Raw genomic sequence first — 25,795 nt, 5'->3', positions numbered from 1 at the left:
GGCGCTAGCTCAAAAGGCATTCCTGTGAGGTTGAGTAAGCAAGCCGTTGTCTGTTTGTGGGGGGAGTGCAAGGAGATGGTAGTTTATCTCTCTGTTATTTATTACGCTGACGGCTGCCTCCATCTTTCAGTAAGGCCGGGGTGAGCAGGGCCACCCCCCAGCCATAAGAGTGCCCTAATAATATCATTTTATTAAACTGTTCAGCAGTTCCAGGCGGGCTTTGTTGTCGTCTCGGGCGGCAAAGGAAACCACCAAGGGTTTGGTTTCAATAGCTCGCTCGGCCGCTTTGATATTATCCACCCCAGATTGGTCAGCGTAATACATCATCACCTTCGGGTCGGTAATGGCCGCGTCCATTCGCCCCGCGGATAACTTTTTAAGAAGGCTCTGCTCGTTGGGAGACAAATCTACGTTCTGCGGATGCTTTTTAGCCGCCTGCTCAATGGCGTCGGGATAGACATAAGTTTTAATGAGCCCGACTTTGTAGCTTGAAAATAAATCCATCATACTGGCAGAAGACACATCGTTTCCTTGACGATACAGCACACTAACGGAAGAATTCTGAACCCCTTTCGAGCCCATAAAGCCCTTGCCAACTTCTTCCGGCCAGGCAGGGAAATAGCCAACGTAATCAGGGTTGGCTGCATACTCTTGTGCTCGTTTCCACGGATAAAACTCCACCTCAAGGTTTATGCCTTTTTGTTTTAAGACTGAGCGCAGCTCTTCAACGGCGGTGCCTTGTCCGGGTAAGTCTTTTCCTGAGTAAGGGGGCCACTCCAAGGACGTAATTTTCCATGTCTCAGCGTTTAGTGAATAAGGCGCGAGAGTTAGAATCAATAGCAGTAAAAAATGTTTCATCGTGGACCTCAGTTGATCGTCGGTTGTGTGAGCGGATATAGCGTCTTTCGACAGTGTTCAGTATAGATGACGAAAACAGGTGAGTGATGTTAATTGGCTACTTCGAGCTACAGTCTGATTGGTAAGCGTATTCGGTAATCGCAAAGCACGATTCTGACCTTTCCGTATCATGAGCAAATTGCGAAATTTCGGTGCGGTTGCTGGACGAAAAAGAGCGCTTGAGCCGATATTCAGGCATAAAAAAAGGAGGTCATTGAGACCTCCTTATGGTTGTGTATCGAACTACTCAGTTTCGTTCTTATTTTCCAGCTTGGCTTTATGGTCCAGCTCATGGTCCGGCATAGTGTCGTTGCCTTCCATCAGGTAGTTGTCCATCCAGCGCATCAGGCGCTTGCTGTAATCGTACTGGGCCGCCACTTTACGGTTCCCGTGGCCTTCACCCGGGTAGTACACCAAACGCACGTCTTTGCCCTGTACCTTCATGTAGCGATACAGCTCCATGGACTGAGCAGGATGCACACGAGGGTCTTCCTTGCCATGCATGATAAGCAGAGGCGTCTCAGACTGGCCAGCCCAGTAAATGGGGCTGCGCTTCAGATACCACTCCCATTTTTCCCAGGGGTAGGAGCGGGCGTGAACCAAGTGCATCTCATCGGAAATATCAGTGGTACCAAACTTAGATAGCTGATTGGCGATGCCCACAAACATGACACTGGCGGCAAAATGCTCGGTCAGCTTAGTGGCGCCCCAGGCCGAGGCGTAGCCGCCATAGGAACCGCCGGTGATGCCCACACGGTCATTGTCCACCAGACCCATTTCAACCAGAGCGTTTTTGAAATCCACCAGGTCGTTGAATTCGGCGCCGGCGTAGTCGTTCTGACCGAGTTTGGAGAACTCCACGCCTTTGCCGGTTGAGCCGCGATAGTTGGGGTAGAACACCGCATAGCCACGGCTAGCAGCGAACTGGCCCGGGTCTGAGTAGCTGGTCACCCAGCCGTTAGCATCACGGCTCTCTGGGCCACCATGCACGGCCATAATCAGCGGGTAGCGCTCGTCTTCGTCATAGTCGGCGGGATACACCAACACGCCAGAGATCTCCAGACCGTCGCGGGCTTTAACAGTCAGGGTTTCCTGTTTGGCGAGGGTTTTATCCGCCAGCCAGGGGTTGGAGTTGGTTAACCGCTTGGCGGCATCCCCTTCCAGAACAAAGGCTTCGGTGGGATGCTTCGGAGTATGCCCACGCAGTGCCAGGGTATTGTCATCAGCAACACTTAAGTGACTGGCAATCACCTGACCTTGGTTGAGTTGAACGCTGATGTCGCTGCTGCCTGGTTTCAGGCTGCCAATCATCGACTCGGTGTCCACGTCGGCGATAAAGTTCAGGTTGTTGCCCTTGGCAGACCACTCGATATCGCTCACATGGCCCATAAAGTTAGGCAGCCAGTTGGTGATGTCACCGTCGTCGGCTTCGGCCAGATAGACACGGCCGGTGGCAGGGTCGTGTTTGTCCTGTGCGCCTAAGATGGCAATGTACTCATCGTCGGCGGAAAACTCCGCATCGCCCAGTTTGCCCTCGGTTTTCAGGGTGTATTCGATATCCTGATCTTCCACATCCAACAGGTGCCAGCGGGACTCGGTGTAGGTATCGTCGATCAGTGGGGTAGGTTGCGTTTTAACCAACAGCGACTCACCAGAGTGGGACCACTCGATGTCGGTGACATGAGCGTTGATCTCAACCGCCTCAGGCTCTAATGGCTTGTCGGTGATTTTGAGGTTGGTCAGCATAAGCTGGCGATTTTGCAGGCCTTCTTCGTACACCTCGGCCTTAAAGCCCAGCTCTTGCAATTCTTTTTCGGATTTATCCCTGGCTGGGTCCGCCAGCAGTGCCAGCTGGTTGTCAGGACCTATTTCGTAACGGCTGATATCGCGATCCTTGAGGCTTAGCACCTTTTGTTCCTGACCGCCATTCACCGCAATGCGATACAGGCTGTTGTGTTCGTCGTCGCCACGCTTACTCAGAAAATAGATAAACTGACTGTCCGCCGACCACTGCAACTGGCTGACGCCCTCATTATCGGTGATGTAGGGGCGCTCGTTGCCAGCGCGATCCACCAGGTACAGGTGCACATAATCGCTGCCGTCTTTGTCTTCAAACAGCTCCCGCGGCACCACTTTGGCATAGGCAATATGGCTGCCTGACGGGCTGATCTCACTTTGTCCCACCACGTTCAGACGATGTACGTCCTCCAGGGTGAACTTATGATCGTCCGCTAATGCCGGTGCCGACAGGCTCAGCCCGGCAAGGGCGCTTAGTATCAGTTTTGTTTTCATTAGGGTTCCCTGTTGTCGTTAGGTTTTTTTATTCTGGTGAATGTTAGCCGCAGATCAGGATAAGGTTCAACGGCTGTTGGCGTTAAGCCATCAGACCAGTGTTCGAATCTGCTTACGCAGCCAGGACAGGGCTGGATTACTGTCGCTGTTTTTATGCCAGTACAGATGAATCTCCAGAGGGGGCGTCGATATTGGCAAAGGCAGTTGCCTGAGCCGCCCATCGTCCAAAAGCCGGGCGATGGACTGGGGCAAAGTGACCAGAAAGTCGGTACTGGCGGCGATAGCCAGCGCCGTGACATAGCTTTGGCACTGACAGGCAATACGCCGCTCCAGCCCCTGTTGCTGAAAGCTAATGTCCTCCACCGCCGGGCCCTGACTGCGGTGAGACACACTGATATGGCTCGCCTGACGATAAGCCTCAGATGTCAGAGACTGGCCCGCCAGTAGTGGATGGTCTCGTCGCAGCGCCACACAGAAGTTATCGTTCATCAATGGCTGGTGCAAAATGGGCGCGGTTACCGGCAAGGCAACGTCGATTGCCAGATCGATGGTACCGGTAGACAGCTCCTTATCCATGCGCCGACGCCGAAATCCCACACTGGTGAGGCCCATACCCGGTGCCCTGTGGCTTAATTGCGTGATAAGAGGGGGGAGCAGCTGCTTTTCCAGTGCTTCATGAATACCGATACGAAACTGATGCTGAGCGGTGTCAGGGTCAAACGCCTCCCGCAACTGCAGGATATGTTTTAGCTGGGCTAAGTTCTCCAGCAGTGCCGGAGCCAGCGATTCACAAAGCATCGTTGGCTGCATGCGTTGGCTCTGGCGCACAAATAACGGGTCATCTAAGTGCTCGCGCAGACGCTTGACGGCGTGGCTGACTGCCGAGGGTGTCAGATGCAACCGATGAGCGGCGCGCGTCATATTGCGCTCAATATAGAGGGCTTCAAAAATCTTCAGTAAATTGAGATCCAGCTGCTGAAAATCGGTCAGTGATTTCTTCATCTACTTTGAATGTTATTCATAGTTTCAGTTAAATATATTTCACTTTGTTCATCGGTTGAAGGGGCGTAGGCTGAACAAAAGGGTCAATACGGGAATCGAATGATGGACTTTCAACTGTCTGAGCGCAGCCAGGCGTATCTTGAGCGCATTAAAACCTTTATGGCTGAGAAAGTACTGCCGGTGGAAGCCGACATACTGACCCATAACCATCAGCAAAACCACGGTGACTGGACTCGGTGGCGGTCTCATCCGGCGATTGAAAAGTTAAAACAGCAGGCTCAGGCAGAGGGTTTATGGAATCTGTTTTTGCCGGATGCCGAACTCGGTCAGGGACTGACAACACTGGAGTACGCTCCCTTGGCCGAAGAAATGGGCCGCTCTCTGATCGCCAGTGAAATCTTTAACTGCAACGCGCCGGATACCGGCAACATGGAGGTGCTGTATCACTTCGGCAGCAATACGCAGCAGGAAAAATGGCTCAAACCCCTGCTGGCCGGTGAGATCCGCAGCGTGTTTTGTATGACCGAGCCGGATGTGGCGTCCTCTGATGCGACCAATATGCAGGCCACCATCGAAGACGAAGGCAACGAGCTGGTTTTAAACGGCAAGAAATGGTGGTCCACCGGGCTAGGCCATCCCAACGCCAGGGTGGCAATCTTTATGGGCTTATCGAATCCCGAGGCGGACAAACATCAGCGCCACTCAATGGTGTTGGTGGAACTGGACCGGCCCGGTGTGGAGATACAGCGAATGCTAAGCGCGTACCATGAGTATGACGCGCCTTTGGGCCATGGGGAGGTGCATTTTAATAACGTCAGGGTGCCCAAGGGGAATTTAGTCATGGGGCTGGGCAAGGGCTTTGCCATCGCTCAGGGGCGCTTGGGGCCGGGGCGGATCCATCACTGCATGCGTGCGCTGGGCGCCGCCGAACGTGCCCTGGAACTGGGCATAAAACGCGCCAGTCACCGAGTGGCCTTCGGCAAGCCCCTGATTGAGTTAGGTGGCAACCGCGAGCGGGTGGCCGAGGTGCGTATGGCCATCGATCAGGCGCGGCTTCTGACCTTCAACGCGGCATGGAAGATCGATAACTTAGGTGTGAAACACGCCATGACCGAAATTTCCGCGATTAAGGTGATAGGCCCCAGAGTCATGGAGCAGGCCACTGACTTTGCCATTCAGCTGCACGGCGGCGCCGGCATGAGCAGCGATACACCGCTGGCCAGCATGATGGCAGGCGCCCGGGCTTTGCGACTGGCCGACGGGCCCGATGAGGTGCATCAGGGCATGGTTGCGCGCCTGGAGCTGGGCAAATATAAGGAGCGGCGCTAATGACACAGAAAGTAATCGATACCCCCTCTAAGGTCAGGCAGGGTGAAGAGCTGAATCTTGAATCCCTGGTGCCCTGGTTAGACGCCAATATTGACGGGCTCAGCGGCCAGCCTGAGGTTAAGCAATACAGCGGGGGGGCATCGAACTGGACCTATTGTCTGAGCTACCCCGAAAAAGATGTGATCTTGCGCCGTGCCCCGGCGGGGACTAAGGCCAAGGGCGCCCACGATATGGGCCGCGAATACCGTCTGCAAAAGGCGTTAAAGCCAGTATACGACTATGTGCCCGAGATGCTGGGGCATTGCGAGGATGAGTCGGTCATCGGCAGCGAGTTTTATGTGATGCAGCGCTGTGTGGGGGTGATTCCGCGCCGAAATCTGCCACGAGACCTTAATCTGGATAAGCGCCAGATACGAACACTCTGCACCAATGTGCTGGATGCCATGATCGAACTGCATCAGGTGGATTATCAGGCCGCCGATTTGTCTCACATCGCCAAGGGCGAGGGCTATACCCAGCGTCAGATCCATGGCTGGAACAAGCGTTATATGAATGCCAAGACCTGGAATGTCTCAGGGGCCCAATATGTGCGCGACTGGCTGGTGGATAATGTGCCGGATAAGGAACACATCTGTCTGACCCATAACGACTTTCGTTTTGATAATGTGGTACTAAATCCGGATGAGCCCACTCAGGTGGATGCCATCCTGGACTGGGAGTTGGCCACCCTTGGCGACCCCCTGATGGATCTCGGTAATACGCTGGCCTATTGGGTGGAGGCTGACGATGATTTTCTGGCCCAGTCCACCCGCCGTCAGCCGACCCATCTGCCCGGCATGTTAACCCGCCGACAGGTGGTGGATTACTACCTGGATAAGACCAATGCTGAGGTGGAGGATTTTACTTTCTATGAGGTGTACGGCCTGTTTCGGTTAGCTGCCATCGCCCAGCAAATTTATTACCGCTATCACCATAAGCAGACCCGCAACCCGGCCTTTAAGCACTTCTGGCTGTTTGTGAACTATTTAATCTGGCGTTGCCACCGCCGGATTAAGCGGGGCCGCTGATGTTGAAGATCTATCTGGTGCGCCACGGCCAGGCCAGTTTCGATAAAGACGATTATGATGCCTTGTCCGGTATCGGGCAGACTCAGGCCCGCCGTCTTGGGGCGTTTTTGGCCGCTCAGGGGATTCACTTTGACGGGGTCATTTGTGGTGCCATGCTGCGCCATCGCCAGACGCTGGACAATATTCAGCAAGGTATGGGGGCACCGTTACCGGAGGTGCAGGAAGATGCCCGTTGGAACGAGTACGACCATCATAATATTCTCGCCGCGTTGGACCCGGACTTTGCCAATGCTCAGACCATGCGCCGCAAACTGAAAGGGCTTGAGAATCCACAGCAGGCATTTAAAGAGACCTTTGTGCAGGCGGTCAATCGCTGGGTGGAGGGACACGATGATGACAACTATCTGGAGTCCTGGCCCCAGTTTCAGACCCGAGTGGCGAATGCACTCGAACGTGCCTGTGAGCACGCCGGTAAACGGCTTCTGGTGGTGACATCCGGTGGACCGATTTCGGTGTTGGCGCAGTCGCTTTTGGGGATGCAGCCGAAGGGCTTTTTGCAGCTAAACTGGATTTTGGCCAATGCGGGCGTGTCGCGCTTGTTGAAAGGCCGAAATGGTCTCAGGCTGTCCACGTTGAACGATTACTCTGCCTTTGACGGCGAAGAAAACCTGATCACCTACAAGTAACAGGACGAATTATGACAACAAGAAACAACATCCTGATCACTGGCGCCAGCTCAGGTTTAGGCTGGGGCATGGCGCTGGAATACGCCAAACAGGGGAAAAACCTGGCTTTGTGTGCGCGGCGCACCGAGCGGCTGGAAGAACTCAAGCAGGAAGTCGCGGCGATCAACCCCGATGTCACGGTGAGTCTGAAGGCGTTGGATGTGAATGATCACGATCAGGTGTTTGAGGTGTTTAAAGCGTTCAAGACCGAATTCGGGACGTTGGATCGCATCATCATTAATGCCGGTATGGGCAAAGGGGCTTCTATCGGTACCGGCTATTTCGAGGCCAATAAGCAAACCGCCATGACCAACTTTGTGGCGGCCCTGGCGCAGGCTGAAGCGGCCATGGAAATCTTCCGCGAACAGAATCACGGCCATCTGGTAGCCATGTCTTCATTTAGTGCGGTGCGCGGTTTCCGCCGGGCTCTGAATGTGTATGCGGCGACCAAGGCGGGCCTGAGCAATATGATGGAGGGCATCCGTGTGGATGTACTCAATAAGCCCATTGTGGTGTCTACCATTCATCCGGGTTTTATCCGCAGTGAAATCAACGAAAAGGTCGAAAAGGTGCCCTTTATCGTCGACCGGGAAACGGGCTGTCGTGCGTTGGTAAAGGCCATCGATAAGGAAAAGGCCAATTGCTTTGTGCCCACCTGGCCCTGGGCCTTTATGGCGCCACTGATGAAAATCATGCCGCTCAGTGTGGTCAGGAAGTTCAGCTAGGAGGCACCATGAGTCAGTCAAAACGGGTGGTTATTACTGGCGGTGGCTCGGGACTGGGCCAGGCACTGGCGCAGCAGTGGAGTCAGGCCGGGGCCAGAGTGTGTATTACCGACAGAAATGAAGCGGATGTCAAAAGCGTCGCCCGGCAACTGGAACAGCAAGGCGGTAACGTTCTCGCCCTTAAAGCGGATGTGACCTCCGAAGCGGACTGGGAGAGCGTTGTCGCCGCGGTCACCGAGGCCTGGGGCGGCGTTGATATTCTGATCAATAATGCCGGGGTCGCCACTGCCGGGGCACTGGAAGCCGAATCTATCGAGCAGTGGCAGTGGATTCTGGATATCAATCTGCTGGGCATTGTGCGGGGGTGCCATGCCTTTGGGCCACTTTTTCGCCAGCAAGGTTCAGGTCAGGTGATTAACATCGCCTCTCAGGCCGGTGTCACTCCTATTCCTCAGATGGGCAGTTACAATGCGACAAAGGCAGCGGTGGTCGCCTTTTCCGAGACCTTGCGCTTAGAATGGATTCCGGCCGGACTGGACGTGTCTGTGGTCTGCCCGTCGTTTTTTAAAACCAACCTGGATAAAAACATGCGCACTCAGCAGCCGGAACTGAAGACCCGGGTGGCAAGGCTGTTTGCCAAAGCCAGCATGACCGCCGACGACGTGGCGCAGGTGATTATTGAGCGAGCCGCAAAAGGGCAATTTATGATTCTGCCGCACCGGGAAGGGCGGGTTGCCTGGTATCTAAAACGTTTTTTGCCGCAGGGGCGCTATCTTCGTATGATGGAAAAACGTCTCTATCGTCACCGGTAACCTGAGTTAAGGAAAGTTCTGTTGAGCCAGTCATCCTTTGAATACGATTATATTATTGTCGGGGCTGGCTCGGCCGGTTCGGTATTGGCATCACGGCTGTCTGAAAACCCGGATTGTCAGGTAGCGCTTCTGGAAGCCGGAGGGCCGGGACGACACCCGTTTATCCATATCCCTTTCGGTCTGGCGGGGCTGGCCAAAGTTCCGTCGGTGAACTGGCACTATGAGACCGCGCCACAATCTGAATTAAATAACCGGCGCTTATTCTGGCCCAGAGGTAAAACACTGGGAGGCTCCTCGTCGATTAATGCCATGTGCTATATCCGGGGGGCGCAGCAGGACTTCGATCATTGGGCAGAAAACGGCGCCGAAGGCTGGGACTGGCACTCGGTCGAGCCGGTTTTTAAGCGGTTGGAAGGCGTGACCGAGCCCGGCGATGATGACTTGGGGCGGGACGGTCCCTTAAGCATCAGCCCGCTGCGTTATGTGGAGCCGGTTACCGAGGCGTTTGTTCGGGCCGGTCAACAGGCAGGACTGCCTTATCGGCAGCGGTTTAACGGACGAGAGCGACACGGGGTGGGGACCTATCAGGTCACCCAACGACATGGCCGGCGCTGCTCGGCCGCTAAAGCCTATCTGTCGCCGGTTCAGTCACGCGCTAACTTACACATTCTGACTCACACGCCCGTGCACCGGGTTTGTTTTGAAAACCAGACCGCGGTGGGTGTACATGCGGTGCATCAGCGCCAGTTAACGGAATTCCGTGCCCGCCGAAACGTCATTCTGTGCGGCGGTGCCATTAACTCGCCCCAATTGCTGATGCTGTCTGGCATTGGGCCGGCCGCTCACTTAAAGGAGCTGGGAATCCCCGTTGTGGCGGATCGGCCCGGTGTGGGCGAGAACCTGCAGGACCACCTGGATGTGATTCTGCGCCAGCGCCTGCCTCACAAGGCCGGTTATGGTATCGGGCTGGCTTCAGTACCGGACTGGCTCGCCTCTGCCTGGCAATACTTAAGTTCAGGAAAGGGGATGTTGTCGAGCAACATTGCCGAGGGAGCGGGCTTTGCCAGTAGCGCTCTGGCTAAACCGGGCATGCCGGACCTGCAGTTCCATTTTCTGCCCGCGCAGTTGCATGACCATGGACGACAGCTTAAGGCCGGTTATGGCACCAGCTTGCATGTGTGTAACCTGTATCCACGCAGTCGTGGCCGCATCCGGTTAAATACGACCAACCCCATTCATGCGCCCCACATCGACCCGCAATACCTGACGGCTGAAGAGGACTGGGCTGTGACCCTGGATGGCGTTAAGCTGGCCCGGGAGATTCTGTCACAGCCTGCATTAACTGGCCTTGGAGCTGACGAGGTAGGCCCGGGTCCGGATTGTCAGACCGATGCCCAGTGGCGAGAGTATATTCGCGAATCGGCAGAAACCATCTATCATCCAGTGGGAAGCTGTCGCATGGGCAGTGACAGATCCGCAGACAGTGTGACTGATACGTCACTGGATGTGATTGGGGTTGATGGCCTGAAAGTGGTGGATGCGTCGGTGATGCCCAGTCTTATCGGCGGTAATACCAACGCGACAACCCTGATGATGGCCGAAAAAATCGCGGCAGCAATGACTGCCGAATGAGCTAAATCCCCCGAATCATTGCATTTGCGGCTACAAAAGTTACAATCCCGTTAAACAGGTCAGACCACTAAAAGGACAGTCCATGTCTAAGACATCAACCAACGCGGGTCAGTCGGTGACGACCCGAAATGGCGAGCGTATCGCCATTGTCGCGGGCCTCAGAACGCCCTTTGCCAAATTTGCCACTTACTTCCACGGCGTACCGGCGGTGGATCTGGGTAAGATGGTGGTCAACGAAATGCTGGTGCGTAACGAGCTGGACCCCAAGCTGGTGGACCAGCTAGTGTACGGCCAGGTGGTGCAGATGCCCGAAGCGCCCAATATTGCGAGGGAAATTGTGCTGGGTACCGGCATGAATGTGCACACCGATGCCTACAGCGTCTCCCGCGCCTGCGCCACCAGTTTCCAGTCTACGGTCAATATCGCCGAAGCCATGATGGCTGGTAATATTTCCGTGGGCGTGGCTGGCGGTGCCGACTCGGCCTCTGTATCCCCCATTGGTGTCTCCAAGAAATTGGCCCGCTCGTTGGTGGACCTGCAAAAGACCAAGACTTTGGGTCAGAAGTGGAATGTGCTGAAAAAGCTCGGCCTGAAGGACCTACTGCCGGTGCCTCCGGCGGTGGCCGAATATTCCACCGGCCTGTCCATGGGCCAAACGGCCGAACAGATGGCTAAGACTCACGGCATCAAACGTGAGGATCAGGACGAGCTGGCTCACCGCTCTCACACCAATGCGGCCAAGAGCTGGGAAGAGGGCAAGCTCAAAGACGAGGTGATGACCGCTTACGCCGAACCTTACAAAGGTGCGCTGGAGCAGGACAACAACGTGCGTTTCGATTCCAGGCTGGAAAGCTACGCCAAGCTGCGTCCGGTGTTTGATAAAAAGCACGGCAGTGTGACGGCGGCCAACGCCACGCCGCTGACCGATGGTGCCTCGGCGGTACTGATGATGACCGAAAGCCGCGCCAAAGAACTGGGCTACAAGCCGCTGGGCTACATTCGCAGTTATGCGTTTTCCGCCATCGATGTGTGGGAAGACATGCTGATGGGCCCGTCCTACGCCACGCCTATTGCGCTGGAGCGGGCCGGCATGAGCTTGAGTGACCTGACCCTTATCGAAATGCACGAGGCCTTCGCTGCCCAGACGCTGGCGAACGTGAAGATGTTTGCCAGCGACAAGTTCGCCAAGGAAAAACTGGGCCGGGATAAAGCCACCGGCGAGATCGATATGGATAAATTTAATGTGATGGGAAGCTCCATTGCTTACGGCCATCCCTTTGCCGCCACCGGCACCCGAATGATCACCCAGATGCTCAACGAGCTAAACCGCCGTGGTGGTGGCACCGGCCTTTGTACCGCCTGCGCCGCGGGTGGCCTGGGCGCTGCCATGATCTTAGAAACCGAATAAGGAGCACACCATGACCGACGCTAAGTCTGCTTTTACCCTGACGCGCCGTGATGACGGCATCGCTGTGCTCACTATGGATGTGCCCGGCGAGAGCATGAATACCCTTAAAGGCGAGTTTGCCGACGACATCGCTCAGATCCTGGATGAGGTGGAATCCGATTCTTCCATCAAAGGCCTGGTGCTGATCTCTGGCAAGGATAATTCCTTTGTGGCCGGGGCCGATGTGTCCATGCTGGATAAATGCCAGTCGGCCGACGAAGCCGAAGCACTGGCCGCCGGCGGCCAGGCGATTTTCCAGCGCATGGAGAATATGAAGATCACCACCGTTGCCGCCATCAATGGCCCGGCGCTGGGCGGTGGTCTGGAACTGGCGCTGGCCTGCCATTACCGGGTCTGTACCGATTCAGACAAAACCGCCATGGGCCTGCCGGAAGTCCAGCTCGGCCTGCTGCCCGGCTCCGGCGGTACGCAGCGTTTACCAAAGCTTATCGGCATTCAGAAGGCCATGACCCTGATGCTGACCGGCAAGCAGGTTCGCCCCAAACAGGCCAAGAAATACGGCCTGGTGGATGATGTGGTACCCAAATCCATCCTGATGGATGTGGCGGTAAAACTGGCGAATCAACGCAAGCCCAACCGCAGTGGTCCTAAACTGAATCTGACGGGCAAGTTGCTGGAGCGCACGCCAGTGGGCCGCAACATTATGTTCAGTCAGGCCCGCAAGCAAACCAATAAGAAAACCCGGGGCAATTACCCGGCGCCGGATCGCATTATCGACTGCATCGAAGCGGGCGTATCCGGCAAAAAGGGCTATCAGACCGAGGCCCATCACTTCGGCCAGTTGGTGATGACACCTGAGTCCAAACAGCTGCGTAATATCTTCTTCGCCACCACCGAAATGAAAAAGGAAAAAGGCGTTGAAGGCGTGGATGCCGGTGAACTCAAAAAGGCGGGTGTGTTAGGCGGCGGCCTGATGGGCGGCGGTATCGCCTTTGTCACCGCCACTAAGGCGGGCCTGCCGGTGCGCATCAAAGACATTCGCAGCGAAGGCATCGCCAACGCCAAGAATTACGCCTACGACCTGCTGATGAAGAAGGTCAAACGCCGCTTTATGCGCAAGACCGAGATGCAAAAGCAGATGTCGCTGATTACCGGCACCACCGATTATTCCGGCTTTCACGATGCCGATATGGTGATTGAGGCGGTGTTTGAAGACCTGGATCTGAAGCAAAACATGGTCGCCGATGTGGAGAAGCATTGCCACAAGGACACCATTTTTGCCACAAACACTTCGTCGATCCCCATTAACCAGATTGCCGCCAAGGCTGAGCGTCCGGAAAATGTGGTGGGTCTGCATTACTTCTCTCCGGTGGAGAAGATGCCGCTGGCCGAGGTTATTCCCCATAAGGGCACCAGCGACAAAACCATCTCTACCACCGTGGACATGGCCCGCAAGCAGGGCAAGACGCCGATTGTGGTCAAAGACGGTGCCGGTTTCTACGTCAACCGTATCCTGGCGCCCTATATGAACGAGGCGGCCAATATTCTGCTGGGCGGCGAGCCGGTCAAACAGATCGACGACGCGCTGCTGAACTTCGGCTTCCCGGTAGGCCCCATCAAGCTGCTGGACGAGGTGGGCATCGACATCGGTGCCAAGATCTCGCCCATCCTGCAGGCTGAGCTGGGCGATCGCTTCCAGGCGCCCGATGCCTTTGAAAAGCTTTTGAATGACGACCGTAAGGGCAAGAAAAACAAGAAAGGCTTTTACGACTACAACGGCAAGAAGCCGGGCAAAGAGGTGGACGAGTCGGTGTATTCGCTGCTTGGCGTGTCACCGTCGCAAAAACTCAGCCACGATCAGATATCCGAGCGCTGCGTACTGCTGATGCTGAACGAAGCCGCGCTGTGTCTGGCAGAAGATGTGATTCGAAGCCCCCGAGACGGCGACATCGGCGCCATCTTTGGCATTGGCTTCCCGCCGTTCCTAGGCGGCCCATTCCATTACATGGACAGCTTAGGCATCAAACAGGTCGTGGCTCGACTAGAGCACTACGCCGGCTTGTATGGCGATAAGTTTAGCCCCGCGCCAATCTTAAAAGAAATGGCGGAAAAGGGTAAGACGTTTTATTAATCGCTAAGCGCGGTTAGCAAGCATGCAAAAGGGGCCGTTTGGCCCCTTTTTTGTGTTTTTAACGCCCGCAGCACGGGCAAATTTGGAGCGCAGCGGCAAATTTGTCCCTGTGCCTGCGCTTGTTAAATGCCGACAATCGCCAGAACCAAGTAAATGCTAGTGGCGCAAATGGCGACCCCGAGAGTGACGTAAGAGGCATGTATGAGCCAGTACCGTTTCGACTTGTACCTTTCATTCTCTTCCCAACGCTGATCCTCTTCGGGCTTCTCTAGCTCCTTTGCTAACGCGAAGAATCGCTTAGCATCTATGCGCAACTCATACAGGCATAGGCCGACAGTAGTAACGAAAGCCAACAATGCGAGAACAAGCAACCACTGTTCAGGCGCAGACAGAGCTCGCTCACCGCCAGCCGTCAAGGCAAGAAAGAACACGCCTGTAGCACCAGATGAAACCGACAAAATGTATGAGCGAAGCCGATTCCCGGCATCCTTTGCCAGTTCATGGTACTTGAAGATCTCGTCACGATTACTCATAGGCATTTAACAGTTATTAGCGTGCACGCGCACTAAATACGGGATGGTTGTAGCTGATTTGAGGATAGGGCATCGGTTAACTCCTTTTAAAACAATCCTTTAACGGCCTTTTGGTAGGTTGCCATGTGCCAGAAGACATGTAGAAAGTGAGCACAGTGTAACCGAGTGCTCGCTAAAAACACACCCACGTAAAAAATGTCATTAATATCAGACTGATACAAGAGTGACTATGGAGAAAACGAGCGCCTTTCTTGTTGTTGAGGTTCGATTTCGAGCTAGTTCTATTATACCTGTATAGGCGTGCAGTTATGAGACTTCGGCTTTCCCTGCTGGATATGACTCGCCTTCCGTGGCGAGCCAGTTCCTTTTGTCAGCTCACAAAAGGAACGAAAAGGACCTAGAGGCCCGTGTACACCCTAAGCGTGACGGTCATGCTTGTAAAAAGTCGGTCGCTCACACTCACTCCCTGTTCGTCTTCGCTTAATCCTCATCCATGATGATTAACCCACTTTTTCCGGCGCCTGCCCGCCACAGGGTGTTTTAACGGGCCAGGGGAGTAAAACCGACAGTCACATCTTAACCAATCAACGCTTTAGGTGCTGAAAGTGGTGAATATTGGTTGGATTTACTCCTCGTCCTGAACAGGATTGTGACCTGAGTTAAAAGAAAACAGCTGGATCCCGCATCGGTGTGCGGGATGACGGCTATTTAGAATAACGGATAATGATTCCCGGACAACGCCATCCCGCTGTATTCAGCACGGCGCTTATGCGATCATACGCGCCATTAACCGCATTCTGATAAAGGTTGTACCGTGAGCAACACGCAATTCCAGCAACTCCGTGGCCTGGCCAAGGGCATTCTGGCTTCGGGCGAACCCACCGCCGCCGAGTTTAACTATTTAAAGCGCTATTTCGGCGCGCGCCCTGAGCTGGCCGGAGTAGATGAGCTTGCCGCGCTGGCGGCGTTACTGGAGCGCACTAGCGAGCCCGATAGTGAGGCCCTCGGCGAGCTGATGGGCTTGCTGATTCCGCTGCAGACGCTGGAAACGGATAACCGTCAGATTCAGGGGGAGTCGCCGGTTCTGTATTTCCCTTTTAGCCGGTTTGCGGTCATTGGCACCCTGACCAAAACCAGCCGCGACGCGCTGGAAGAACACTTAGACGATCAGGCGGCGCAGTTGACTGACACCGTCACCCCCTACACCGATTATGTGATTCTGGCCGATAAGCCGCGCACCGCGGAAAAAGACAAGGTGAAGCAGCTGCGCGAGCAGGGATATCCACTGGCGATCGTCGAGGAAACCGAGCTGTGTCAGGCCTTATCGGTGTTTGAAGGGGAGTTTGATGATTCTGCCGAGGCCATAGTGCAGTGGATTGTGTCGCTGGCTGAGGATATGACTGCGCGGTTACCCGAAGACTGGGCGCTGGCGCAGCAGGACGATAGGCTCTCTTTCGGGGTCTACGCCCGTCAGGGCAATGGCGAATTAAAGCAACCGGCCAGCATTGCACTGACGTACGGTCCAGAAGGCAAGGCAGGGGATTTCACCGTGAGCAGCCCTTTTGTACCTGAGCCCCTCAGGTATCAGCAATACCCGTTTGCCATGGCCCGCTTTTATAAGGAAGCGTTCCGTTTAATCGAAGGTTAACCCTTTGATATATATTGTTTTTAACAAATAATAACAGCCTGTTAACGGACTTGTTCAAGCCCTGGTTATATAATGCGCACTCTATTTGCACCGGAGAAGTATTGCATGTTGTTAGCCGTTGTTGTTCTGTTGGCCTCATCAGTTTACTACTATGTTGAAGCAGTAAAAAACGGACTCAGAGCTAAGCGCTGGGCGGCCGCCGGTGCTGTATTCGGGCCTATGTTGCTGCCCATGTTTACCATGCAGCGCCATGTGGCCTTGCGTAAGGTGCAGGGGTATCACTCCGCGTTCTGGCGCCCGTAAACTGGGCGTCCTGCCTGTTTAGGGGATCCGCTGGGTCCGCTGTTTAAACAACTCCATATTGTCAATTTTCTGCCCGGGCAATTCCGGCTCCGGGTAACCCGGATTCTGACTGTATAAGATGGTACTGCCAAAGCCACAGTCACTGAGCATGGATGCAGCGTAATCCGCCAGGGCGTCTCGGGTCAGTCCTTCGATGGCCTGACATAGCCGCTGTGCAAAGTTAAACGCCAGATCGCCGTTACCGATGGCCAGCCAGTAGCGCTGTACCCGCATGGACAGGCTGGCGTCCTTGGCTCTTAGCTGACGACAGATGCCATCGCAGATCCCTTTTAATTCTTCATCCTGTAGCGCCTTAATGAACTCTGGCGCTTGCTGTAAAAAGCCTTCCACCTCGCTCGCCAGTGTGACCAGATCCGCCGAAGGCGACTGCACATAAAAGCCGAATCCGGGATGTTGGTTGAAGGGCATATAGCTGGTGCCCACCAGATAACCGAGTTGTTTTTCGGTGCGTAGCTGATTGAAAAAGGGCACCGACAGAATCTGTTCCAGGGTAATGCTTAACGCCACGTCCAGGATGTGGTTGCCGGGCGCCTGAATATAGTGCAGCAGCGCGGTGTCGGTCTGCTGGCAAGGCACGGCCATTAGATATTGATGGGGCGCTCTTAAATCGGTGATTTCTCTGGATAGGGGGCTATTCAGCGTCAAATGGGAATGCCACTGGGCATAGAGTTGCTGGCAGAAGATATGTGCCTGATCTGACGACCAGTCGCCATAGGCCAGCACTTCCAGGTGCAGGCTGTCCAGCAATTGCTGACGTTGTTCCAGGAAGTCCGAATAATTGGCCGTTTCAAACACCTCCAGCATATCCATGGGTGAGTATGCGTTGGGTTGCAGCAAAGCCGATAAGCGGGTAAACAGCCGGTTGATGGGCTTATTTAACAAGCTGTTATGCATGGCACGGCCCTGACGCTGACGAGCCTGTTCAAAACGAACCGGATCAAAGGTGGTATGTCCGGTCGCCTCCAGCAGTTGTAAGGCCAGCGTCATCTGGCGGTCGGCCATGCCGCTGGTGTGCAGAGAAAACCCGCCTTGCTGGGCATAGGCATGGAAGTGACAGCCGCCGATCTGAGCCTGATAGAAGGCCTCAGTTAGCTGCTCCTGCAGCATCAGTGTCCAGATGCGCTTATAGCATTGGGTCTCAATACCGCCGGTAGTGGCAAGGCTGTCGAAAGACAGATACATCTCGCCTTTGGGCTGGCGGAACTGATCGTCCTGTCCGAACCAGAACCGATAGCCTGACTGGGACTGAAACAGACTGGGCTGGCTCAGGGCCGGATCGGGCTCCAGGGTATGGGTGCGTACCTGCAGATAGGGGTTGGGCTCTGGCAGCGCCATGGCCTCGTTCGGTTCGGCTTGTGACAGGCGGTCAAGCAATTCGTTAGCCAATGGTTCTATCTGGTAGCGGGTGTTATACCAGCGGGTGGTCTGATTGGTACTCACCTCTGGCATAATCATCTTCAGGCGCATATTCTCTGGGGTCAGTCTGTCCAGCAGTTCGTGGATACGATCCGAATGATAGTGATTCATCACATAGTCGCCATCCAGCCAGTGTTGCTCAGGATAGTGCTGCATCTGCATGGCAAGCTGAGTGGCGTAATCAATGCCCTTGGGGTTATCGTGAAAGTTAAACGCCATCTGCTGGTATTGCTGACGCTCAGCAAAGCGCCATTCGGTAATGCCATCTTGTTTGATCAGCTTGAGATAACCGAAGATCGCATCCAGCACCGCTTGCCAGTGCTCAGCGCCCTGATCGGTGAGCTGCAGGTTGATATTAAAGTCGCGGAAGTTGGTGCCCTCAATGCCGCCACCGGCGCTTAAATTCGTTACCCAGCCCTGGTGTTTCAAATAGCTCAGCAGACTGCCCTTGCCTTCATCGCCCAGCAGGTGAGCGGGAATCGCCAATGGTTTTTCTTCGAACCAGTGGTCGGTATTGGGCAGGGCAAAAGTCAGTAGCATACGCCGGGCTTCCCTATGGGGCTTGATATTCAGCCGCACGCCTAACTGCTCTGGTAAATACAGCGGAGGATAGTCCGGGCTTTGGGGCGCGCTTTGGTTATTCATGGTGCCAAAGTGACGTTCAACCAAAGCGGCGGCCTCGGGAAATGGCCGGTCACACAGTACACAGAGGGTCATGTTGGCCGGGATAAAGTAGCGCCCGTGGTGTTCGCTCATGAGCTGTCGCAGCTCGTCCAGGCTGAGTTGAGTCAGGGTTTCCCGGTTGCCCACCGAGAACTTATGAAACGGGTGAGCTGGATTACAGGTTTCCTTATGCACCTGATACAAACAGCGCAGATCGTCTTCCCGGCGAAGCTGGTACTCGGCCTCAATGGATTGGATCTCTTTTTCCAATAATGATTTATCCAGCAGTGGGACGCTGAGCATGGTGGCAAACTGAGCCATGGCCGGGTCCAGTGCGTCGGCGGCTACATCAAAATGAAAGCTGGAGGATTCAGTGCCGGTCCAGGCGTTGGCGTGTCCGCCGTGGGTGCCAACAAAGTCGGCCAAGTGGTTGGGCGTGGGGGAGCCGTCACTGCCCAGAAAGATCATATGCTCTAACAGGTGCCCCAGTCCCTGACAGTTTTCAGGGTCCTGAAACTGGCCCATGCCAATATTGATCGCGACCGCCGATTTTCTGGCCTGGGGATCGCGCACCAGCAACACGCGCAATCCGTTGTTCAGATGCGCAGATTGGTACTGACAACGGTCATATTGGCTAATGATCAAGCGGCTTACACTCCTTGGTCTTGTTTAACGAATATCAAATAGGATAAGTTTAGGAAAAGCAAGCCAAGTGTAGTTAAGTTCACCGTGATTGGTGCAACCAATAGGCCATCCTGATGGATATTTATATTATGCGCCACGGGGAAGCAGAGCAACGTTTTGGGGAAGATGCCTCCCGTCGCCTGACCACCCGGGGATTCGATGAAGCCGCTCTTGCCGGACAGTGGTTAAAACAACATCCCGGCAATGTGGATCTGGCGCTGGTCAGCCCTTTTACCCGGGCTCAGCAGAGCTTTGAGGCGGTGTCGGCGATTTGTCCGGTGGTCGAGAGCCAAACCTGTGCCGACATAACCCCAGCGGGGAGTCCGGCCTATTTCCACGATTATTTGCACGCCTTAGTGACCACCGAAACTCAGCTCAAGTCATTGCTGTTGGTCAGTCACATGCCGTTTGTCAGCTTGTTAGTGGATGAACTGTGTGAGCGGCCGCTGTCGCTTTTGTTCGCCACCGCGGGCGTGGTGCATTTGCGCTATGATGCTCAAACGGAAACGGCCTCAATGGTTAGTCAGTATTTGCCGTAAAAATTCCAAAAATTCCCTTCAGCTTTTGGGGCCGTGTCCGATACAAGGGCAGGAAGGGGAGATTACCAATGGCAACGAAAAGCTTACCGGCTGCTTTGCAGCAGGCGCTGGAGTATCATGTTGAGCAGTCCGACATCATGCACGATGAGGAGCTTGACGGGATCATGCAGCGTTTAAATAAACTGAATGAAAGCGTGGAGCGCGCCCGGGCACTGATTCACAAGCGTCGGGCCGAACGGGGCGAGAGCTAGTCGCTATAGTCTAGTGCGACTCGCCCTCTGTATTATTCAAACTGGTATCTTGTCGATACAAATGTGGCCAGACCTTGACCGTCTTCACCATATTCTCATTGAGCTCCATTATCTCCATTGGATAGCCCGCAATACGGCAACACAGGGCCGATGAGGGAATGGCCTCGAAGTGCTCCAGAATCAAGCCATTTAAGGTCTTAGGGCCTTCGGTGGGAAAGTTCCAGTTCATGTCCCGGTTCAGATCCCGAATGTTGCTGCTGCCATCCACCAATACACCATTATCGTTTTCGACGCTGACATCCTTGTTATGCAGCGGCAGGATGGAGGTGGTAAAGTCGCCGACAATCTCTTCCAGAATATCTTCCAGAGTAACTAAGCCCTGAATATCACCGTATTCATCCACTACCAGGCCAATGCGCTCCTTGGCGGACTGAAAGTTGAATAACAGCGTGTGTAAGGGCGTTGACTCAGGGGTGAAGTAAATATCCCGCACACCACGGATCAGTGAGGCTTTACAGAAGTCGTCTTTGGCCAGTAGCTTCAGTGCGTCACGCACGTGAATAAAGCCTACTGCATCATCAATGGTATCCCGATACAACAGGACCCGGGTGTGTTGAGAGTGAATCAGCTGCTTTTGGATGTCCTTCCAATCGTCGTTGACGTCGATGGCGACGATCTCGTTGCGTGGGATCATGATGTCCTCGGCGGTGACCTTTTCCAGATCCAAAATGCCCACCAACATATCCTGGTGCTTTTTAGGGATCATGGCCCCGGCTTCATGCACCACAGTACGCAACTCCTCCTGACTCAGGCTGTGACCATCACCGTCTTTGGGGTTGATGCGAAACAATGCCAACATGCCATTGGTGATGCCGTTGACCAAAAACACCAACGGGTAGAGCACAGTCAGCAGAGGCAGCAGGATAAAGGAGCTGGGAAAAGAAATCTTCTCCGGGTACAGGGCCGCCAAAGTTTTTGGCGTTACCTCGGCGAATATCAGGATGATCAGGGTGAGCGCAAAGGTGGCGATAGCGATACCGATATCGCCGAACAGGCGTATACCGATGACCGTGGCGATGGCCGAGGCAGCAATGTTCACCAGATTGTTGCCGATAAGGATTAGACCAATGAGCCGATCCGGCCGCTTAAGCAGACGATGGACCCGGCGGGCACCGCTGTGGCCCCGATTAACCATGTGCTTGAGGCGGTAGCGGTTGATGGACATCATGCCGGTTTCCGAGCTGGAAAAGTAGGCCGACATTAAAATTAGAACACCCAACAGAATCAGTAAGGTGGAGGTGGATATCTCGTCCAAGTAGTTGTCCTTATCTCGTCAATCAGAAGCGGTTATGCAGAAAACACAGTGGGTCAGTCTGCCAAAATCATCGAAGCTGTCAAAGCAAAAACTCTCTGACAAAGCGGCTGCCAAAATAGGCTAAGGTCAGCAGCAATGCACCCGCGATGGTAGCAATGGAGACCGGCTTACCGCGCCAGCCGAATTGGTAGTGACCGGCCAGAGTAATGCAGAAAATTAGCCAGGCAACGATGGACAGCACCGTTTTATGGGACTGACCCTGAGCAAACATGTCTTCCAGGAAGACAAAGCCGGAAATCAGTGAAAGTGTGAGTAATACAGTGCCTAAGGATAATAGCTTAAACAAAATACTCTCGACCGCCATCAGCGGCGGCAACGACGAAGTCGCCATAGACAGGTTCTTATGCTTAAGTTGATGATTGATGTAAGCCAGTTGCAGGGCGTAGAGCATGGAGATCACCAACGCACCATAGGCAAACAGCCCCAACAAAATATGCACCAGCAAGCCCGGCGCCATTTCAATGTGCATCATATAATGGCCGGGGACCACGCTGTTAACCAGCACTACGATGGCTGTGAAGCCGTAAACTACCGGGAGCAGCAACAGGTTGGCGACAGAGAAGGAGGCAATGGTCATGGCCACGGAGATCATCCACGCTACCAGAGCGGTGACATTCATCAGACTCATGTTTTGCCCTGACACGGCAAAGATCTGCTCGCGGAGGATCAGCAGGTGCAGTAACACGGCCACAATTCCCAAGGTCAGGCTGACGCCTTGTTTGGACTGTTGATGGTGAAGCATTTGTCTACCGATCATGCCGGCAGCCGCCAGATAAAGTAATGCAGCCACTAGCCCAAGCCAGAACACTGGAAAACCTCCTCCTCAAGCACTGAAATTGTTATTAAAAACAGGTCGCCAGTATAGCGACAAGCATCGACTATCACCAGTGCGGGTTCTGCTAGTTAGCGGGATCAGTTATAATCGCGCCAGTTCATCGGCAGTAATAAGCGAATTATGTTTGAGAATTTAACCGAGCGTTTGGGCGCCACCCTGAAAAACATCAGTGGCAAGGGGCGTCTGACCGAAGACAATATCAAAGACACCCTGCGCGAAGTGCGTATGGCGCTGCTAGAAGCGGACGTTGCGTTGCCGGTGGTGCGTGACTTTATCAAGCGCGTCAAAGAAAAGGCCATCGGTACCGAGGTTAGTAAGAGCCTGAACCCCGGGCAGGTGTTTATCAAGATCGTGCAAGGTGAGCTGGAAGCCACCATGGGCGAAGCCAATGAGAAGCTGGATTTGGCCGTTCAACCGCCAGCGGTGGTGATGATGGCGGGCCTGCAGGGTGCCGGTAAAACCACCAGTGTGGGTAAGTTGGCCCGATTCTTAAAAGAGCGAGAGAAGAAAAAGGTGCTGGTGGTCAGTGCCGACGTCTATCGCCCGGCGGCCATCGACCAGCTCGAAACCCTGGCCGGGGAAGTCGAGGTGGACTTCTTCCCGTCCAGCACCGACCAGAAGCCGGAAGACATCGCCAACAATGCGATTGCCCACGCCAAGAAGCATTTCCATGATGTGGTTTTAGTGGATACCGCCGGTCGTCTGCATGTGGACGAGACCATGATGGACGAGATTAAGGCGCTGCATAAGGCGGTGAGTCCGGTGGAAACCCTGTTTGTGGTGGACGCCATGACTGGTCAGGACGCCGCTAACACTGCCCAGGCCTTTAATGAGGCGCTGGAGCTGACCGGTGTGATCCTGACCAAGGCCGACGGTGACGCCCGTGGCGGCGCGGCGCTGTCGGTGCGTCAGATCACCGGCAAGCCGATTAAGTTCATGGGTATGGGTGAAAAATCCGATGCGTTGGAGCCGTTCCATCCGGATCGGGTGGCGTCTCGCATCTTAGGCATGGGCGATGTGCTGAGCCTGATTGAGGATGTGGAGCGCAAGGTCGATAAGGACAAGGCCCAGAAGCTGGCCGCCAAGGTCAAGAAGGGCAAAGGCTTCGACCTTCAGGACTTTAAAGAGCAGCTCGAGCAGATGCGTAATATGGGCGGCATGATGTCGCTTATCGATAAGATGCCAGGTATGGGTGGGATGTCCGAGCAGATCAAGGATAAGGCTAACGACAAGTCCTTTACCCAAATGGAAGCCATCATCAACTCCATGACTCCGAGGGAGCGTGAACGCCCGGAAGTGATCAAAGGTTCCCGTAAGCGCCGCATCGCCGCCGGTTCCGGCACTCAGATTCAGGATGTGAATCGTCTTCTGAAGCAGTTTACCCAGATGCAGAAAATGATGAAGAAGATGAAAGGCGGCGGTATGAACAAGATGATGAAGAAAATGAAAGGCATGATGCCCCCCGGCGGTGGTCCAGGCGGGCCAGGTGGCCCGGGTGGTATGTTCCCGCCGCGCTAAATCACTTTTTGTGTCGTCCTAAAATAGGTTGACAGTCTTTAGGCCAGTTCCATCAGCTGGCCTTTTTATTATTTACCACTCTAATGGTTTAGAGCAGCAGCTTGCCTTCAATAGGAATAAACTGGCTGGCCGCCGTAATCAGCCCATTGGCGGTCAGTGGCTCAGCGCCGTAAACTTCCACTCGCTTGCCCTTATCAACCCGCAGCTTATCCACCAGCATGGCAAAGTCACCATCGCCAGACACCAGAATCACGGTATCCACCTGATCGGCGTATTCCAAGGCATCGATAGTAATGCCCACATCCCAGTCGCCCTTAGCGCTACCATCACGGCGCTGGATAAAGGGTTTAAGTTTAACCTCAAAGCCGATGGCCCGAAGAATATTCTGAAACTCCCGCTGTTTTTGATCGCCCCGGTCTACCGCATAGGCAAAGGCCTTTACTACCTCGCGGTCAGCGGTGGCCTGCTGCCAGAACTGGTTGTAGTCAAAATTACGTTTAAAGCTGTGGCGCGTGGTGTAATACACATTCTGCACATCCACCAGAATTAATACTTTCTCACTCATACCGGATCCTGATTGCTTGTCAGCATGGTCTTCTTACCCTGAAAGCAATCATAAAGTTGCTGGTGGGCGGTTTGGGAGAAGGTGTCCTGGCGCTCGGTGTATTGAGCGATCCAGTCGATGAGCATCGGCAGGTTGGCATCCTGCGCCTCCTGGGATTCATACTTGTGCGGCTCCCAAGCGCGGCGTTTGGCATTGGCAATGCAGTCAGCGACAGGCAGATTGAGAAAGATCATCTCACTGGCGTGGGACGAACACAGCGCTAATAAATCGCTGTAGCAGCCCTCAATAACCCACTGGTCATGAGTTTGGATAAAGGCGTCGATCTCTGCCCGCGATTCGGCGATGGGCTTTCGCTGTGGTGGCGTCGTTGGTTGCCAGGCAATGGTATCGAGGTCCAGATGCGCGAGACCGAGTTGGTCACTCAATTGGCTTGCGAGGGTGGATTTTCCCGAGCCTGAATTGCCGAAGATTAGAATGTTGTGCAATGTCGTATTCCATTAGTGTCAGGCCGACTTTTAAGGCGAGTGTATCAGTCTAAGCTGTCGACGTTCTATAACAGTATCAGCGCAGGCTCTCGTTAAGTGCTGCAATCAGGTTTAGAAGCCAGAGCCTGGTTGTAGTAAAAACGCCTTTTCTTCCGGGGTGGATGTGCGACCCAGAGTGTCATTGCGGTGGGGGTAACGGCCGAAGCGGTCGATAATTTGCTTATGTTTAATCTCAAAGTCCAGATTGTCTTTAATGCCTAGTTGAGTAAATAGCTCCAGGGCCTGTTCATGAATGACAGCCGATTCGCTGTGCATAAAGGGCATATACATAAAACTGCGTTGAGTCGGGCTCAATTCGATATCCTGTCCCTTGTTAATGGCTGACTGAGCGAGAGCCAGCGCCAGAGCGTCGTAATCAAATGCTGCCTTAGTGTCCCTGAACATATTGCGGGAAAACTGATCGAGCACAATGATCTCCGCCAGACTCCCGGAAGCCGTCTTACGCCATCGCCACAACTCGCACTGTGCTGCCTGACTATGCAGCTTTGAGAAACGACGACGGAGAAGGGCATCGAAGGAGTCATCCTTTTTGAACCATTGAGAAGGCTCGATTTCATTAAACCAAAACTCAATCACCTGCTGGTACACATTGCCCCCTTAATTAAACTGGTATTAGATTGCGTTAGCGATCATGACTGTCGGGCTGGGTATCATCCCCAGGCACCACCTCGGTAACCACTTTTTGCACCAGCTTAATGCGACCCTGCTTCACCAACGCCTCCCTGAGTACATACTCGATCTGGGCATTCACGCTGCGCAGCTCATCGTCGGCCCACCGCTGCATGGCGGCCAGTACATCGGCGTTGATTCTTAGGGGGTAGGCTTTCTTCTTGCTCAAGG

The 25,795-nt window shown here is 54.3% G+C and carries 24 protein-coding genes; 13 read left to right on the top strand and 11 right to left on the bottom strand.

Annotation, left to right across the window (positions count from 1 at the left end):
* Positions 1 to 183: 183 nt before the first annotated feature.
* The 3 genes from HMF8227_RS09545 to HMF8227_RS09535 form a co-directional block, all read right to left on the bottom strand.
* Entirely contained in the window at positions 184 to 858 is a 675-nt protein-coding gene (locus HMF8227_RS09545) for a substrate-binding periplasmic protein (RefSeq protein WP_109339965.1), read from the bottom strand.
* A 282-nt stretch (positions 859 to 1,140) separates the two neighbouring features.
* Positions 1,141 to 3,189, bottom strand: a complete 2,049-nt coding sequence (locus tag HMF8227_RS09540; RefSeq protein WP_109339964.1) for a S9 family peptidase — start codon at positions 3,187 to 3,189, stop codon at positions 1,141 to 1,143.
* Between the two features lie 90 nt (positions 3,190 to 3,279).
* Positions 3,280 to 4,191, bottom strand: coding sequence for a LysR family transcriptional regulator (locus HMF8227_RS09535; protein ID WP_109339963.1), 912 nt, complete (start codon positions 4,189 to 4,191; stop codon positions 3,280 to 3,282).
* A gap of 102 nt (positions 4,192 to 4,293) precedes the next feature.
* Here HMF8227_RS09535 and HMF8227_RS09530 point away from each other — a divergent pair, with 102 nt between their 5' ends.
* The 8 genes from HMF8227_RS09530 to fadJ all read left to right on the top strand — a co-directional run bounded on the left by HMF8227_RS09530 (position 4,294) and on the right by fadJ (position 14,020).
* The gene (locus HMF8227_RS09530; RefSeq protein ID WP_109339962.1) at positions 4,294 to 5,520 is read left to right on the top strand and encodes an acyl-CoA dehydrogenase family protein; all 1,227 of its coding nucleotides are present in this window, start codon (positions 4,294 to 4,296) and stop codon (positions 5,518 to 5,520) included.
* On the top strand, positions 5,520 to 6,587 hold the full coding sequence (locus HMF8227_RS09525; RefSeq protein WP_109339961.1) for a phosphotransferase family protein: 1,068 nt from the start codon (positions 5,520 to 5,522) through the stop codon (positions 6,585 to 6,587). Before HMF8227_RS09530 ends, HMF8227_RS09525 begins: the two co-directional genes overlap by 1 nt.
* Entirely contained in the window at positions 6,587 to 7,273 is a 687-nt protein-coding gene (locus tag HMF8227_RS09520) for a histidine phosphatase family protein (RefSeq protein WP_109339960.1), read from the top strand. Before HMF8227_RS09525 ends, HMF8227_RS09520 begins: the two co-directional genes overlap by 1 nt.
* A gap of 11 nt (positions 7,274 to 7,284) precedes the next feature.
* Positions 7,285 to 8,037, top strand: coding sequence for an SDR family oxidoreductase (locus HMF8227_RS09515; protein ID WP_109339959.1), 753 nt, complete (start codon positions 7,285 to 7,287; stop codon positions 8,035 to 8,037).
* Positions 8,038 to 8,045: 8 nt separating this feature from the next.
* Positions 8,046 to 8,849, top strand: coding sequence for an SDR family oxidoreductase (locus tag HMF8227_RS09510; RefSeq protein ID WP_109339958.1), 804 nt, complete (start codon positions 8,046 to 8,048; stop codon positions 8,847 to 8,849).
* A 21-nt stretch (positions 8,850 to 8,870) separates the two neighbouring features.
* Positions 8,871 to 10,481 carry a GMC family oxidoreductase gene (locus HMF8227_RS09505; RefSeq protein WP_109339957.1) on the top strand — a complete coding sequence of 537 codons (1,611 nt, stop codon included), beginning with the start codon at positions 8,871 to 8,873 and terminating at the stop codon, positions 10,479 to 10,481.
* Between the two features lie 82 nt (positions 10,482 to 10,563).
* Positions 10,564 to 11,889 (top strand): acetyl-CoA C-acyltransferase FadI, encoded by a 1,326-nt coding sequence (gene fadI, locus HMF8227_RS09500; RefSeq protein WP_109339956.1) that lies wholly within the window; start codon positions 10,564 to 10,566, stop codon positions 11,887 to 11,889.
* A 10-nt stretch (positions 11,890 to 11,899) separates the two neighbouring features.
* Positions 11,900 to 14,020, top strand: a complete 2,121-nt coding sequence (fadJ, locus tag HMF8227_RS09495) for a fatty acid oxidation complex subunit alpha FadJ (RefSeq protein WP_109339955.1) — start codon at positions 11,900 to 11,902, stop codon at positions 14,018 to 14,020.
* Positions 14,021 to 14,142: 122 nt separating this feature from the next.
* Here the strand turns inward: fadJ and HMF8227_RS09490 are convergent, their stop codons facing one another.
* Positions 14,143 to 14,553, bottom strand: coding sequence for a hypothetical protein (locus tag HMF8227_RS09490; protein WP_162558563.1), 411 nt, complete (start codon positions 14,551 to 14,553; stop codon positions 14,143 to 14,145).
* Between the two features lie 814 nt (positions 14,554 to 15,367).
* Here HMF8227_RS09490 and HMF8227_RS09485 point away from each other — a divergent pair.
* Both HMF8227_RS09485 and HMF8227_RS09480 read left to right on the top strand, forming a co-directional pair.
* Positions 15,368 to 16,201 (top strand): BRCT domain-containing protein, encoded by an 834-nt coding sequence (locus HMF8227_RS09485; protein WP_109339953.1) that lies wholly within the window; start codon positions 15,368 to 15,370, stop codon positions 16,199 to 16,201.
* Between the two features lie 72 nt (positions 16,202 to 16,273).
* On the top strand, positions 16,274 to 16,504 hold the full coding sequence (locus tag HMF8227_RS09480; protein WP_239421248.1) for a hypothetical protein: 231 nt from the start codon (positions 16,274 to 16,276) through the stop codon (positions 16,502 to 16,504).
* Between the two features lie 18 nt (positions 16,505 to 16,522).
* Here the strand turns inward: HMF8227_RS09480 and HMF8227_RS09475 are convergent, their stop codons facing one another.
* The gene (locus tag HMF8227_RS09475) at positions 16,523 to 19,288 is read right to left on the bottom strand and encodes an insulinase family protein (RefSeq protein WP_109339951.1); all 2,766 of its coding nucleotides are present in this window, start codon (positions 19,286 to 19,288) and stop codon (positions 16,523 to 16,525) included.
* 113 nt (positions 19,289 to 19,401) lie between these two features.
* Here HMF8227_RS09475 and sixA point away from each other — a divergent pair, with 113 nt between their 5' ends.
* Together sixA and HMF8227_RS09465 are read left to right on the top strand one after the other, a co-directional pair.
* On the top strand, positions 19,402 to 19,866 hold the full coding sequence (gene sixA, locus HMF8227_RS09470) for a phosphohistidine phosphatase SixA (protein WP_109339950.1): 465 nt from the start codon (positions 19,402 to 19,404) through the stop codon (positions 19,864 to 19,866).
* Positions 19,867 to 19,934: 68 nt separating this feature from the next.
* Positions 19,935 to 20,117, top strand: a complete 183-nt coding sequence (locus HMF8227_RS09465; RefSeq protein ID WP_109339949.1) for a hypothetical protein — start codon at positions 19,935 to 19,937, stop codon at positions 20,115 to 20,117.
* 10 nt (positions 20,118 to 20,127) lie between these two features.
* Here HMF8227_RS09465 and HMF8227_RS09460 read toward each other — a convergent pair whose 3' ends face one another.
* Both HMF8227_RS09460 and HMF8227_RS09455 read right to left on the bottom strand, forming a co-directional pair.
* Complete coding sequence (locus HMF8227_RS09460; protein ID WP_109339948.1) at positions 20,128 to 21,432, bottom strand: HlyC/CorC family transporter; 1,305 nt, start codon at positions 21,430 to 21,432, stop codon at positions 20,128 to 20,130.
* A 79-nt stretch (positions 21,433 to 21,511) separates the two neighbouring features.
* On the bottom strand, positions 21,512 to 22,300 hold the full coding sequence (locus tag HMF8227_RS09455) for a cytochrome C assembly family protein (RefSeq protein WP_239421246.1): 789 nt from the start codon (positions 22,298 to 22,300) through the stop codon (positions 21,512 to 21,514).
* 147 nt (positions 22,301 to 22,447) lie between these two features.
* Here HMF8227_RS09455 and ffh point away from each other — a divergent pair, with 147 nt between their 5' ends.
* On the top strand, positions 22,448 to 23,845 hold the full coding sequence (gene ffh / locus HMF8227_RS09450; protein ID WP_109339947.1) for a signal recognition particle protein: 1,398 nt from the start codon (positions 22,448 to 22,450) through the stop codon (positions 23,843 to 23,845).
* 88 nt (positions 23,846 to 23,933) lie between these two features.
* Here ffh and HMF8227_RS09445 read toward each other — a convergent pair whose 3' ends face one another.
* The 4 genes from HMF8227_RS09445 to HMF8227_RS09430 form a co-directional block, all read right to left on the bottom strand.
* On the bottom strand, positions 23,934 to 24,410 hold the full coding sequence (locus HMF8227_RS09445) for a LabA-like NYN domain-containing protein (protein WP_109339946.1): 477 nt from the start codon (positions 24,408 to 24,410) through the stop codon (positions 23,934 to 23,936).
* Entirely contained in the window at positions 24,407 to 24,895 is a 489-nt protein-coding gene (locus tag HMF8227_RS09440) for a P-loop NTPase family protein (RefSeq protein ID WP_109339945.1), read from the bottom strand. Before HMF8227_RS09440 ends, HMF8227_RS09445 begins: the two co-directional genes overlap by 4 nt.
* A gap of 111 nt (positions 24,896 to 25,006) precedes the next feature.
* Positions 25,007 to 25,543, bottom strand: coding sequence for a DUF924 family protein (locus HMF8227_RS09435; protein WP_109339944.1), 537 nt, complete (start codon positions 25,541 to 25,543; stop codon positions 25,007 to 25,009).
* 34 nt (positions 25,544 to 25,577) lie between these two features.
* Positions 25,578 to 25,793, bottom strand: coding sequence for a type II toxin-antitoxin system antitoxin (locus HMF8227_RS09430; RefSeq protein WP_109339943.1), 216 nt, complete (start codon positions 25,791 to 25,793; stop codon positions 25,578 to 25,580).
* Between the last annotated feature and the right edge of the window lie 2 nt (positions 25,794 to 25,795).

This window comes from Saliniradius amylolyticus, assembly GCF_003143555.1.
Classification (GTDB): domain Bacteria; phylum Pseudomonadota; class Gammaproteobacteria; order Enterobacterales; family Alteromonadaceae; genus Saliniradius; species Saliniradius amylolyticus.
Note: the sequence above shows the minus strand (reverse complement) of the source record. Positions and strands in the feature narration are given on the sequence as shown.

Coding starts and splice junctions, on each gene's coding strand:
- HMF8227_RS09520 (WP_109339960.1), top strand. CDS start 6,587: ATGTTGAAGATCTATCTGGTGCGCCACGGCCAGGCCAGTTTCGATAAA.
- HMF8227_RS09525 (WP_109339961.1), top strand. CDS start 5,520: ATGACACAGAAAGTAATCGATACCCCCTCTAAGGTCAGGCAGGGTGAA.
- sixA (WP_109339950.1), top strand. CDS start 19,402: ATGGATATTTATATTATGCGCCACGGGGAAGCAGAGCAACGTTTTGGG.
- ffh (WP_109339947.1), top strand. CDS start 22,448: ATGTTTGAGAATTTAACCGAGCGTTTGGGCGCCACCCTGAAAAACATC.
- HMF8227_RS09480 (WP_239421248.1), top strand. CDS start 16,274: ATGCGCACTCTATTTGCACCGGAGAAGTATTGCATGTTGTTAGCCGTT.
- HMF8227_RS09445 (WP_109339946.1), bottom strand. CDS start 24,410: ATGAGTGAGAAAGTATTAATTCTGGTGGATGTGCAGAATGTGTATTAC.
- HMF8227_RS09535 (WP_109339963.1), bottom strand. CDS start 4,191: ATGAAGAAATCACTGACCGATTTTCAGCAGCTGGATCTCAATTTACTG.
- HMF8227_RS09510 (WP_109339958.1), top strand. CDS start 8,046: ATGAGTCAGTCAAAACGGGTGGTTATTACTGGCGGTGGCTCGGGACTG.
- HMF8227_RS09530 (WP_109339962.1), top strand. CDS start 4,294: ATGGACTTTCAACTGTCTGAGCGCAGCCAGGCGTATCTTGAGCGCATT.
- fadJ (WP_109339955.1), top strand. CDS start 11,900: ATGACCGACGCTAAGTCTGCTTTTACCCTGACGCGCCGTGATGACGGC.
- HMF8227_RS09515 (WP_109339959.1), top strand. CDS start 7,285: ATGACAACAAGAAACAACATCCTGATCACTGGCGCCAGCTCAGGTTTA.
- HMF8227_RS09465 (WP_109339949.1), top strand. CDS start 19,935: ATGGCAACGAAAAGCTTACCGGCTGCTTTGCAGCAGGCGCTGGAGTAT.
- HMF8227_RS09545 (WP_109339965.1), bottom strand. CDS start 858: ATGAAACATTTTTTACTGCTATTGATTCTAACTCTCGCGCCTTATTCA.
- HMF8227_RS09490 (WP_162558563.1), bottom strand. CDS start 14,553: ATGAGTAATCGTGACGAGATCTTCAAGTACCATGAACTGGCAAAGGAT.
- HMF8227_RS09540 (WP_109339964.1), bottom strand. CDS start 3,189: ATGAAAACAAAACTGATACTAAGCGCCCTTGCCGGGCTGAGCCTGTCG.
- fadI (WP_109339956.1), top strand. CDS start 10,564: ATGTCTAAGACATCAACCAACGCGGGTCAGTCGGTGACGACCCGAAAT.